Annotated in this window: 8 protein-coding genes; 4 read left to right on the top strand and 4 right to left on the bottom strand. The window is 42.1% G+C overall.

Annotated features, from left to right (window positions below; all coding sequences use genetic code 11):
* Nucleotides 1-119: 119 nt before the first annotated feature.
* A complete protein-coding gene (locus tag V7K56_RS07315) occupies nucleotides 120-818 on the top strand; it encodes a CAP domain-containing protein (RefSeq protein WP_334909009.1) in 699 nt (232 codons plus the stop codon).
* Nucleotides 819-951: 133 nt separating this feature from the next.
* Here V7K56_RS07315 and V7K56_RS07320 read toward each other — a convergent pair whose 3' ends face one another.
* The 4 genes from V7K56_RS07320 to V7K56_RS07330 all read right to left on the bottom strand — a co-directional run bounded on the left by V7K56_RS07320 (nucleotide 952) and on the right by V7K56_RS07330 (nucleotide 6,475).
* Nucleotides 952-2,334, bottom strand: a complete 1,383-nt coding sequence (locus V7K56_RS07320; protein WP_334909010.1) for a carotenoid oxygenase family protein — start codon at nucleotides 2,332-2,334, stop codon at nucleotides 952-954.
* A 328-nt stretch (nucleotides 2,335-2,662) separates the two neighbouring features.
* The gene (locus V7K56_RS07325; protein ID WP_334909012.1) at nucleotides 2,663-4,252 is read right to left on the bottom strand and encodes an efflux RND transporter periplasmic adaptor subunit; all 1,590 of its coding nucleotides are present in this window, start codon (nucleotides 4,250-4,252) and stop codon (nucleotides 2,663-2,665) included.
* A gap of 361 nt (nucleotides 4,253-4,613) precedes the next feature.
* A complete protein-coding gene (locus V7K56_RS36990) occupies nucleotides 4,614-4,709 on the bottom strand; it encodes a TetR family transcriptional regulator (protein WP_442939940.1) in 96 nt (31 codons plus the stop codon).
* 476 nt (nucleotides 4,710-5,185) lie between these two features.
* Nucleotides 5,186-6,475, bottom strand: coding sequence for a glycosyltransferase family 4 protein (locus tag V7K56_RS07330; RefSeq protein ID WP_334909014.1), 1,290 nt, complete (start codon nucleotides 6,473-6,475; stop codon nucleotides 5,186-5,188).
* Between the two features lie 1,385 nt (nucleotides 6,476-7,860).
* Between V7K56_RS07330 and glyS the strand changes: the two genes are divergently transcribed.
* From glyS to V7K56_RS07345, 3 genes are all read left to right on the top strand, one after another.
* Nucleotides 7,861-10,014 (top strand): glycine--tRNA ligase subunit beta, encoded by a 2,154-nt coding sequence (glyS, locus tag V7K56_RS07335; protein ID WP_334909016.1) that lies wholly within the window; start codon nucleotides 7,861-7,863, stop codon nucleotides 10,012-10,014.
* An 84-nt stretch (nucleotides 10,015-10,098) separates the two neighbouring features.
* Complete coding sequence (gene murD, locus V7K56_RS07340) at nucleotides 10,099-11,568, top strand: UDP-N-acetylmuramoyl-L-alanine--D-glutamate ligase (RefSeq protein ID WP_334909018.1); 1,470 nt, start codon at nucleotides 10,099-10,101, stop codon at nucleotides 11,566-11,568.
* A 228-nt stretch (nucleotides 11,569-11,796) separates the two neighbouring features.
* Nucleotides 11,797-11,997 (top strand): hypothetical protein, encoded by a 201-nt coding sequence (locus V7K56_RS07345; protein ID WP_334909019.1) that lies wholly within the window; start codon nucleotides 11,797-11,799, stop codon nucleotides 11,995-11,997.
* The last annotated feature ends 250 nt before the right edge of the window (nucleotides 11,998-12,247 follow it).

Genomic DNA, 12,247 nt, shown 5'->3' on the forward strand with positions numbered 1-12,247 from the left:
TACTAAAGTCCTGATATCGTTTCTAACGGCAGAAGCGTCTACAGACTGATCTGTGCGTTGAAAATTCTTATTTCTTCTAATTCACTAAATTAATCCATAAAAAAATTGTGAGGTAATCGATGCGTCGCATGAATTTTTGGGTATTTTTGCCAATTACCTTGATATTGGGCTGTTCAAATCAACTACTTCAATCTAACCCGTCTGTAGCCAACTCTAACCCAGCAGTACAAACTAGTCCAACTTTATTAGCAAAGGCGAGTTACCTTTCACCGTTGGAACAACAGATAATTGTAGAAACAAATAAGGTGAGAACAAATCCTAAAGCATACCTTCCAATTCTGGAAAACTATAGAAAGCGCTTTGAAGGGAACCGAGTCATAATTTCTAATAATACTTATCTGCGAACTCAAGAAGGAGTCAAAGCAGTTGATGAAGCGATCGCATTTCTCAAATCAGCACGTCCTATAGGAGCCTTGAGTACATCTAAAGGTATGTCTTTAGGAGCAAAAGACCACGTAAAAGACCAAGGTTCAAAAGGTGCTATAGGTCATGATGGTAGCGATGGTAGCAACCCTTTTACTCGCATCAACCGCTATGGTAAATGGCAAACAACCGCAGGCGAAAATATCAGTTATGGGCTAAACAGCGCTCAAGATATCGTTATGCAGTTAATTATTGATGATGGTGTGCGCGATCGCGGCCATCGAAAAAACATTTTTAACGGTGCTTTTAAAGTCTCTGGTGTTGCTTATGGAACTCACAAATCATATAAAACAATCTGCGTGATTGACTACGCTGGGGGGTATAGTGAAAAATAATTTGAGGAAATAGGGAGGAATAGCTGGCGATTAGAAATCGCGGCTATACAAACCAAGTCCACCTGCCAAAGAATTTAAAACCCGCTTAGGCGGGTTTTGTTTGTGTAGACGCAGTTTCTAACTATCCATTGAGCTATTCCCCGGCAAACCAAGCACCATGAAACCCATAAGGTACTCGTTGCGGAATTATCACCCGCGCTACAGGTTTAGCCGTCACATCTTGGGCATTCACTACTACTAATTCTGAAGTATTTGAATTCTCATCGTGGACAAAAGTCATCAGCCAACCATCATCCTCAGCCGTTGCACCAGGACGCGGCGCAAATACAGTTTCGCCGCTATAGCGCCCCTGTCCAAATTCATGTGTTTGAGATTTCCCATTGCTGAAGTCGTATTTGATGATACCTTCAAATAAAGGTAGGGGACTGTTCGCCATTTTGTTAGTGTAGCCATATCGGTTTTGTTGCCCCAATTGGTTTTCGTTGATGCGGGGAAATTCCGAAGCTACATCATCCAACATCTCTTCACGTACTGTCCCCGTGCTGAGATTAAATCGCCAGCGATATAAACGGGGAATATTTGCGTTTGGATCGGGTTGCGAATCATCAGAACTCAAAACACTTGTAGAACTCATACGACAGGCAATCAGCACTACTTCGTCTCCCTCTTCGTAGGCGTTGAGGGTATGGAAGACATAGCAAGCAGGACTTTCAAACCAGCGGATATTACTGCTGTCACCGTGACGTGGTAAGATACCAAAGCGACTAGAGCGATCGCGCTCAAACATCATTACAGGTTCTCCCCGTTGCGATCGCTCTGGGTTAAAAGTCAGCGGCAAATCCATGAAAATCGTGTAGTTTTCAGTGATGGCGAAATCGTGCATCATCACTCCTATTGGTAGTTCAATTGGCACTGTCTGCAACAGTTCTCCTTTTGCTGAGACTACACTATATTGCACATACGGTGGTGCAAACAGAGAGTAGCCAAAGAAGATCATTTCCCCTGTAACGGGGTCTACTTTGGGATGGGCTGTGAAGGCAGAAATCAGCTTGCCATTGTAGCTATACTCGCCAATTGTTTCTAATTCAGGCAGCTTGATGGCGTGAGGTTTACCCCCCTCATTCAGCGCCAGCATCTGACCAGCGTGCCACACTAACGCAGTATTGGCAGTATTTTTATAGCGACCGTGGGGGTTATCCATTTGTGGTGGTTCTAACAACCCAGTCCAGATAGCTTTACCTGCTTCTCGTTCTTTTTTCCATCCGACTGTCTGCACGTAGCGGTTACGATAAGTGGCTATGCCGTTGCTAATTTGCACACCATGCAACATCCCATCCCCATCAAACCAATGATATTGACCGATAGGCGTCCATTGAGGGTTAGGGCCATTCCGCACAAACATCCCTGATAGGTCAAAGGGTAATTCACCGATGACTGGCAATTTGTCGGTGGTGATTTCTTCATAGACTGGAGCAAAATTGCCATCGAGATAGGGATTGACTGCTATTGTTACCATTGTCTTGATTTCAACATACATTTGTACTATACATTCAGGTCTCTTATCATGCCCAGATGGATGCCAGAAACTACCTGACTAAATGGGGAACGACATTTCGCACCAAGTGTGCAGTCGAAGAAAACAAAACACAACTGAGCAAAAAAATCCGTACGGATCAGCGAGAATTCGATGCCATAGGTGGCGGTGTGCCCCGAACAAGCCGCTTAAAAAAGAAGTCAACAAACATAGTTTAAAAATTGGGCATGGGGCATTGGTTATTCTTCTTGTCTTCCTTGTCCCCTCATCTCTCTGTCCCCCTTTCCCCGCACCCTTATCTTCTCATCAGCTAAGGCTTCTGACTACCAACTTCTTGTGTTTCAGGAGTAATGGGAGCGTCATTGGTTAAGTTAAGAATGCCGGAAACAACAATTTTCTCCCCCGCTTTTAGTCCTTGGATAACTTGATAATTATTCCCCTCAATAACTCCTAATTTCACAGGCTTTTGTTTAGCTACTAAAGAAGATGGCGCTCCAGGTTTAGACTTTTCTGCTGGCGCTTGTTGCGCCACAAATACAAATGTCTCTCCACCCAAGCGAGATACTGCTGTAACTGGAATTAAAATTCCTGGACGTTCGTTCCAGATTACTCTAGTTTGCACTGACTGAAGATTAAGCAGTCGATTTCTCGAATTACCAAAGTTAGCTTTTACCAAAACTGTCTGCGAATCTAAACTAGCGTTTGGGGAGATAAAACTTACCTTACCCCTTGCTATAGGATTGCCTTGGACGTTTAGCATTTGCACTGGTAATCCCAAGCGCAGCTTTTTGGCATCTTCTAGCGGAACGGAAATATTCAGTTGTAAAGAGTCGTTTCTAGTCAGTGTAGTGAGTTGATCGGCTTTTTCCACATAATCTCCCACCTTTGCTGGAATATCACCAACAATGCCAGTGAAAGGTGCTAAAACTTTTGTGTATTGCAATTGGACTTCGGCAGCTTGAACTTGGGCAGCTGCTTGAGTTACTTGCGATTGCGCTTGGGCAATTTCTTCTGGACGAGAACCATTTTCTAGTTGTCTTAAGTTTTGTTTCTGTTGTTCCAAGGCACCAGCTAACTCATTGATACTAGATTTTCTGCCTTGGCGGAGTTGATCTAAGCGTTTCTGGGCAACAACTAAGGCAGCTTCAGCACTTTGCTGTTCTTTAACATATCCCTCTAAGGTATCTTGAGAAACTGCGCCCTCTTTTCTCAATTGTGCGTATCGCTTGGCGCGTGACTGTGTTAATTCCACATCGGATTTAGCTGACTGAATTTGAGCCTCAGCCTGAGCAATTTCTTCTGGTTGCGATCCCGATTGGGCATCTCTATAGCGAGCTTGGGCTTGGGCTAACTGCGCTCTAGCTTGGGCAACTTCTTCTTGTCGCGTACCTGCTTTGAGTTCAGCAAGACGTGCCTGGGCTTGTTGCAGTGAGCCTCTAGCTTGTAACAATTGAGCTTGGACATTATCACTTTGCAGACTGATAATCACTTGTCCTTGTTGAACGCGGTTGCCCTCTTGGATGAAAATCTCAGTAATTCGTCCTTCAACCTGTGGCTTGATGATTACTGAACGTGGAGCCTCCAAAGAGCCAATAAACTCCGAACTTTGCTGCACAGTTTGAGTTTGCACAGTCCTTAGCTTGACCGGAACTGCTCTAGGTTGACCAGCATCTGCCCCAGCTGCTGGTGCTTTGCTAGCATTACTAGTTTGCCACCAGCGCCAACCAAAACCTACACCTGCAATTAATAAGACGATTCCTAATATCAGGGGCCAACGCCGTTTTTGAGGTGGCTTAGGCGATCGCGGTGGCAATTCTTGCGACTCTTGACTAGAATCTGTAACAGCGGGTTGTTCTGTTTCAATGGAAAGGGGAGAGTCAGGGAACTCAGAATGGGGCATCTTCGTTTTCTCGTCTTGTGGATTTAGACTTGGGCAATCTACTTTTCGCTAAAAAAGCATTATTTTGAATAGTTTTTTAGCCTTTCTTTCTCTATGTTGGTGAAAAATATGTCTGGGTATTTGGGCGATCGCTCACGATGTCTAGCACCTAAAATGAACCAATTTTGTTCAGCACATTATGGTTTATTTGTACATTACTTAACTCCGTTCAATTTCTTAAAGTGTAACTTATAGTTTTTTGTTAGTCAGTATAAACACAGTGCTTTAGCTCAGAGAGAAAGCACGGTTCATGTTGTTGTAGCTAAAGCTTCTGCTGGGAAAGCGATCGCTTCGGTAATCAGAGCAAGTTAGTAGTTGCTCTTTAGTTCTGGAAATGACGAAATAAATTTACCTCATTGACCCCAGCAACACGAGCAATTTCTCGCGTTGTCGCTGTGGTTAAACCTGTCGTTTGCAAATACCTTAGTTGCTGACTAGATCAAGGGTGCATAAGTTTGTGCCGTACTTGATGCTAAGTTTTCTATGAGTGTTTGCAAGCGCTTGCTTGCATTATAACCACATAGCAGATGAGATTGGTATTATTTACAAATGAGTTTATCGCTCTTGAGTAGTACTGAATACTGATCTTAAGGAAGAAAAGAGTCTGGAACGATGCCTTCTCTACGAGACACTTGGCGTGGCTTGCTTCCCCGCATGAGTACGGCGGGCTGCGCCTACGCTGATTAATTCAGATTTATAATCATCAAGTTATCCTCACCCAGAACGACATGCAATCAATCAGTATTCTCTAGATTCCTATTTTTGATCAGTCTCAACTTCCTACAGTTAGTTCACCCGATCGGTTGATCTTTAACTCACCCGAATGGGTGATTTAATTTATCCCAATCAAAGTCTTATTTGTGTAGCTAACAAGTGAGAAATCTTCAATCCTGTTCAACCATCCACAACTGATTTCTCAGAATCGAATTTTGGTAAGATACCCACAGTTGATTTTCGGTTGGTAACAATATGAGAAAAAAGCCACTCATATCGATCAAGCGCTTGCTCTAAGGAATAGTTTTCTTCGGCAAATTGTCTTCCTGTGTTACCTAGCTTCGTTCCTAGAGCAGGATTAGCATATAAATCATGCACCGCCGCAGCCATTGCTTGGGGTGATTCTGGTTCAACAACTATCCCACCACCACTAAGTTCGATCGCTTTAGCAGCAGTACCAGTGGCGGGAACTGAACCTACAATTGGGCGACCACTCGCCAATAACAGTGGTATTTTTGAAGGCATATTGAACGAAATCACATTGTGCTTTTGCACAATTAGCCCGACATCAGAAGCTGCTAGCATTTCAGGTAGTTTATCTCGCGGCTGTAACGGTAGTAGCAAAACATTATCTGCTCCATTTGATAGACAATATTCCTGCAACCTTTGTAATGCTCTTGATTCGCCAACAATGACAAAAACAATATCTTTGATATGACGTAAACAAACGGCTGCTTCTATTACTGTCTCTAAACCTTGCGTTAGAGCAATGTTGCCTGAATAAAGTACTATAAATTTCCCATTTAGTTGATGGTTAGATATCCAAGAGTTGCTCTGTTTCGGTAACGGGCGAATGAAATTTACATTTACCCAATTGGGAATACAAATGATCTTATTAACAGGTACTCCTTTATTTACTAAATTCTCACGAAACCCATCAGCGATCACACTAATAGTGTGTGCAGTCCGATATGCAAATTTCTCTAAAGCTGCAAGAGTTCGGATCATCCACTTGTTTTTTAATAACCCGATACGCACAGCAGCTTCTGGTAAAATATCTTGCACATTTAGAACTACTGGGCAGTTGTATAGCCAGCCCAATGTTGTTGCTGGTAACGTACCTAGTAGCGGCGGGACTGTTAAGATAATCACATCTGGTCGCCCACCTTTAAAGGCTTGGGGTAAGCTGGTGAAAACAAAACTCAACTCCAGTAACAGCCGATCCACAAGGTTTGGTTTAGACTTAATTCGTACGTAACTTCGCTGAATAATAACGCCATTTTTTTGTTCTGTAAGATACCATCTATTTTGATACCCATCGTAAATTTCGCGCTGAGGATAGTTTGGCATTCCCGTAATCACTCGCACTTTATAACCTCGCTTTACTAGTCCTTCTGCCAATTCAGTCATTAACGGAGCAATTCCAATTGGCTCTGGATGATAGTTGTAGGAATAAATTAGAATATGCATGAACTATATTGTGAATTTTGTGAAGACAGCATGAAACGATCGGATTACTTACTTAAATAGACAGTGAAAGCTGCTATTTTTATTACTTACAGCGTTTTTTCGCATAAAGTTTATATCTGACTTGTCTCTCTGCATTTTATTACTTCATTTATTTACAAATGCTGTATTTTGACTGGTAAAACTGTTTGATTAAAAAAATGTATTAAACATTGCTTATAAATTTTCTTTGTGGTTTTTAAAAGATAATTTTTGTACTGCATAGAACACTTAAAAACAAAAATATGACTTTGTATAAACGAGTTAGGCTATTGATAAATATAGGTTTTATTTCTGGTGATTATGACAATAGTTGGTCTGTTTATTTCCGAACTAATGCCTAAATTTACACTTGAGAAATTGTAGCATTATATTCAGTATTATGCATATAACCCTCATTCCGCCTTTTAAACTGGCACATAAAGTATTTTTAACCAAATCATTAGTATTGTATTAATTAAAGAGAGTCCCACTTTTTAAGTAGTTTAAAGGCACTGACCAAAACAGTGTTGAGTCACCGAAGTTTGGATCGGAGGAAGCCTCCGCTCCAACTTCTCGCTGAGTAATGAGTGCTGGGATAAAAGTAAAATTAATTGCAATCAGCACTGAGCTTTGTAAAAGTGTTAATGACGAAATATTAGACATCTAGTGAAATTAAATATGCGTTATCCAAAATCCTTGTAGAGACTTAACAATGTTACGTCTATACATTCTTTTTCACTCAATATTTATAATGAGGTTGAAGATAACCCCACCAGTTTACTGAACTAAGTAGGTAGAACGACGTAAATATTTGTAGTTGGGATGAGGCATAAGGCAGGAGGGAAGAAAGTTTTAGCTTAGTTCATTTTTATTAACATAGTTTAGTTTTTTTCTACCGACCTACTTAAGCTTACGATGGAAATATATATCCGTAAATACCGCATAAAACTACGTATGTAATGTAATGAATTTATAAAGATAAGCACTTTTTTTATAAAGTTTTGCATAAAATGCCAAGTTTATAGCGATGTTTTACGACAAGCCGCTCCTTTGTATACAATCCAATTTGACCTAACTTCCATCCCTGATTTATCTTAGGACTCACGCAAAAAACCTCTCTAACTCTTATTCCTCTGTGTTCTCTGCGCCGCGCCAGTTGCTTCAAGTCGGGGAACCCGCGCAACGCAGTGTCTCCCCAACACACTGGCTTCTCTGTGGTTTGATGCAAGCGTGACCTATGCGTAAGTCCTATATCTATGGGGTATTTCGCCTTATCCTCTTCGATGACCAATTTAGCTAAAAATCACGAGCGATCGCTTGAGAATAACTGATAAAGTTGAGCTACGCAAAGTTGAAAACAGTGTCCTATGCCTGGGTTTCTATTAGAAGTTGGTACAGAAGAACTACCTGCAAGTTTTCTCAGTGATGCTTTAGTGCAATGGCAGGAACGCATTCCCCAAAGCCTGGAAGCAAACAGCCTCAAGGGCGAAAGTGTCCAAGTGTACGGTACTCCCCGGCGGCTGGCGGTAGTGATTAGAGGTCTACCATCTCAGCAACCAGACCGAGAAGAAGAAATTAAAGGGCCCCCCGCCCAAGCCGCCTTTAAAGATGGTCAGCCAACAGCAGCAGCAGCAGGCTTTGCCAAAAAGCAAGGTGTGGAACTAGATGCGCTGTCTGTTCGCCCCACTGACAAAGGGGAATTTATATTTGTGCAAAAAAGAATTCCCGGTCGTCCTGTGGCGGAAATTTTAACAGAACTTGTTCCCCAGTGGATTTGGGGTTTAGAAGGTAAGCGGTTGATGCGTTGGGGGAATGGTGATGCCAGGTTTTCCCGACCAATTCGTTGGCTGGTAGCTTTGTTAGATGAGACGGTGCTGCCTCTAGAATTAGTAAATGGTTCTAAAACGATTCAGAGCGATCGCATTTCTCAAGGTCATCGGGTCTTACATCCTGAACCTGTGACAATTGCCCAAGCTACTGATTATGTTACCACCCTCAAGTCTGCATCTGTCACCGTTGACCCAGAAGAACGGGTAAATTTGATCGCAGAGCAAGTAAAGGCAGTAGCCGAGAATTTAAGTGGATATACGGTAATTTACCCCGATTTGTTAGCGGAAGTAACCAACCTTGTAGAATATCCTTCCGCAGTTGTTGGTAAATTTGAACCAGAATTTTTGGAATTACCAACTGAGGTAATTACTGAAGTCATGGTTACTCATCAACGTTATTTTCCTGTATTTAAACCAGGTAGTTTTGAACAAGAATTATTACCTAATTTCATCACAATTTCTAACGGCGATCCGAAAAAATCAGACATTGTTGCCGTCGGCAATGAAAGGGTAATTCGTGCTAGATTAGCTGATGGCAGATTTTTCTATGAAGCTGATTTAACTAAGCCAATAGATAGCTTTTTACCCCAATTAGAAAAAGTCACTTTCCAAGAAGAATTGGGTTCAATGCGTGCCAAGGTAGATAGAGTAGTCAAGATTGCCGAGCAAATTAGCAGTCAATTAGAATTAGGGGAAGACCAGAGCCAAAGAATTCAACGTGCTGCTTTATTATGTAAAGCAGATTTGGTGACACAAATGGTGTATGAATTCCCAGAATTGCAAGGCATTATGGGAGAAAAATATGCTTTAGCTAGTGGGGAAGATGCCGAAGTAGCAAAGGCAATTTATCAACATTATTTACCAAAAGGAGCCGGTGATGTCTTACCTGAAACACTCACGGGTAAAATTGTTGGTTTGGCAGATAGATTAGATACTTTAGTGAGTATCTTTGGTTTAGGCTTAATTCCTTCTGGTTCATCTGATCCCTTCGCCTTACGCCGTGCTGCTAATGCTGTAGTTAAAATTACTTGGTTTGATAATTTGCTGATAAACTTAGATAATTTATTGGCGCAAATAGCAACAGACTTTGCAGCAAAATATCACAAAGATCGAGTATCATTAACCGCAGCATTACAAGAGTTTTTCTTGCAACGCATCCGCACTTTACTACAAGAAGAAAAGCAAATTGATTACGACTTAGTAAATGCAGTTTTGGGAGAAAATGACCCAGAATACACAGAACGGACGTTAAAGGATTTATTGGATGTCCGCGATCGCGCCTTATATTTACAACAAATCCGCAATGACAGTACTTTAGATAACATCTACGAAACTGTTAACCGTTCCACACGATTAGCCGCTCAAGGTGATTTAGATACAAAACAGCTAGAACCAACAACCGTAGTCCGTCCAGAATTATTCCAAAAACCCTCTGAGATAGCCTTGTATAATGCGCTAATTGAATCAGTACCTCAAACTCAAGCAGCACAGCAGACACGAAATTATCAACTGTTAGTAGCAGCATTAGCAAAAATTGCTCCGACAGTTAGTAACTTCTTTGATGGCCCAGATAGCGTTTTAGTTATGGACTTTGATCCAGAAGTCAAGCGTAATCGGTTACATCTGCTCGGATTAGTTCGCAATCATGCCCGTGTTTTAGCTGACTTCGGTGCGATCGTCAAAAATCTGTAGCGTAGGTCAACAAAAACTTGTGTAATTTTTGCCAAGAAACGCTAGTATAGGGAGTGCTTAACCAGGGACACTCTGCTGCAATCTATGTCCAAAGCTACTGTTATTGGATTGGGAAAGTCCGGTGTTGCAGCGGCGAGATTGTTGAAACGGGAAGGTTGGGAGGTAGAGCTGAGTGATCGCAACACCTCCAAAACCCTCCTAGAACAACAACAAGAACTCGCTGCCGAGCAAATAGCCGTTAAACTAGGACAATCCCTAGAATTGAATCGTGCTAATTTACCCCAATTAATAGTCGTTAGTCCTGGCGTGCCTTGGGATATTCCCGTATTAGTTGAGGCACGCCAATTAGGTATTGAAACCATTGGGGAAATGGAACTCGCTTGGCGAAATTTACAATCGCTACCTTGGGTAGGAATTACCGGCACTAACGGCAAAACTACTACCACAGCTTTAATTGCTGCCATTTTCCAAGCAGCAAAATTAGATGCACCCGCCTGCGGTAATATTGGCTACGCCGCTTGTGAAGTTGCCCTCTCTCAGGCGAGCAGAGGTGAAGAAACTGCAATTCAAAATCATATTGATTGGGTGATTGCGGAAATTAGCAGCTATCAAATTGAATCTTCTAGTTCCCTTGCTCCCCGGATCGGTGTTTGGACGACTTTCACGCCGGATCACCTCAGTCGTCATCAGACTTTAGAGAACTATTACAATATCAAAGCCAAGTTATTACGTCAGTCCGAGTTGCAAGTGTTCAATGGTGATGATGCCTACTTGAGCCAGCTAGGTTTAAGTGCTTGGCCTGATGCCTATTGGACAAGTGTCAGAGGAAAAGATTTTCTGATTAGCGAAAAAGGCTTTTACATTGAAGACGGTTGGGTTGTGGAAAAATTGACTGCAACCTCTGCACCAGAACCGATCGTAAAGGTATCTACCTTGCGAATGGTGGGAGAACATAACCAGCAAAATCTTTTGATGGCAGTAGCAACAGCAAGATTAGCGGGAATTAATCGTGATGCGATCGCGCATGCGGTTCGGGAATTTCCTGGTGTTGCCCATCGTTTGGAGCATATCTGCACGTGGGAAGGTATTGATTTCATTAACGATAGCAAAGCCACCAACTATGATGCTGCTGAAGTAGGTTTAGCATCTGTTAACAGTCCAGCGATTTTAATTGCTGGTGGAGAAGCTAAAGCAGGAGATGATATCGGCTGGCTAGCACAAATTCAAACCAAAGCTGCTGCTGTGTTATTGATTGGCTCTGCTGCACCCGCATTTGCCAAACGTCTCCGAGAGATAGGGTATCATACTTACCATATTGTGGAAACTATGGAAAGGGCAGTTCCCAAGTCGGCAGAATTAGCCAAGCACTATCAAGCGCCTGTGGTGTTGCTATCTCCGGCTTGTGCGAGTTTTGACCAGTACCCAAATTTTGAGGTGCGGGGCGATCGTTTCCGTCATCTGTGCCTTGCTTGGGCAGGAGGTTGGAAAACCGCCAGAGTAGAACTTCCAGAACTTGAAAACTCTAGTCAAGAGTCCATAGTTCAAAGTCGATAAGCATTATTATGTCTACAAGTTCGTAGTCAGGACTTTAGTCCTTGTTTTCTAAGTACTAAAGTCCTTACTACAAACTCTCAAAACTAACTTGACAAAATACTAGAAAGATTATTTGGTAATAATTTAGTAGTTTTCTATAATTATATTTTGCTGTGTTTGCAACCGCGTGAACGTTGAAACGCCACAATGTAGGGGCGCATTTGACTCTGAACCATAAAATCCTTGACTGTGCTGCAAGTTGTCAGTGAGGAACTAGAAAAGTTTATAAACTACCTCAAAACCATTGACGCAAAACTGGAACAGCACGAAGCGACATTGCTAACAGCAGTGCTTCTCGAACAACTTCCGACAGTTCTTCAAAGCAGTCCAGACCTACTCAAGTACGTTCAACAGAGCGACTATCGCATCAAGCAAAAAATGCGCCCCTGACCAGGTATGGGCGGTTTTGTTTTTTGCGATCACAGTTGATCGATGACTAATTTACGTAACCTGTACTTGTTTCATTCAGCAGATAATCTTAAAAATAATACGGTTGACATTTTGGTAAAATTACGAAAGAACGCATTTTTTCAAGAGATAGTCCGGTTTGAGTAATCCACGCGCAACTTGAGACTTAGCTGTGGACGACGTTAGATGCTCCATTTGGAAGGAAAGTTTTTATTCATACTTATTTCCTCCA

It is taken from the genome of Nostoc sp. (assembly GCF_036917535.1).
In the GTDB taxonomy this organism is placed as follows: domain Bacteria; phylum Cyanobacteriota; class Cyanobacteriia; order Cyanobacteriales; family Nostocaceae; genus Nostoc.

What these genes read in the sequence shown, in the direction of transcription:
- V7K56_RS07315 (WP_334909009.1), top strand. Translation starts at nt 120, where the DNA reads ATGCGTCGCATGAATTTTTGGGTATTTTTGCCAATTACCTTGATATTG.
- V7K56_RS07320 (WP_334909010.1), bottom strand. Translation starts at nt 2,334, where the DNA reads ATGGTAACAATAGCAGTCAATCCCTATCTCGATGGCAATTTTGCTCCA.
- V7K56_RS07325 (WP_334909012.1), bottom strand. Translation starts at nt 4,252, where the DNA reads ATGCCCCATTCTGAGTTCCCTGACTCTCCCCTTTCCATTGAAACAGAA.
- V7K56_RS07330 (WP_334909014.1), bottom strand. Translation starts at nt 6,475, where the DNA reads ATGCATATTCTAATTTATTCCTACAACTATCATCCAGAGCCAATTGGA.
- glyS (WP_334909016.1), top strand. Translation starts at nt 7,861, where the DNA reads ATGCCTGGGTTTCTATTAGAAGTTGGTACAGAAGAACTACCTGCAAGT.
- murD (WP_334909018.1), top strand. Translation starts at nt 10,099, where the DNA reads ATGTCCAAAGCTACTGTTATTGGATTGGGAAAGTCCGGTGTTGCAGCG.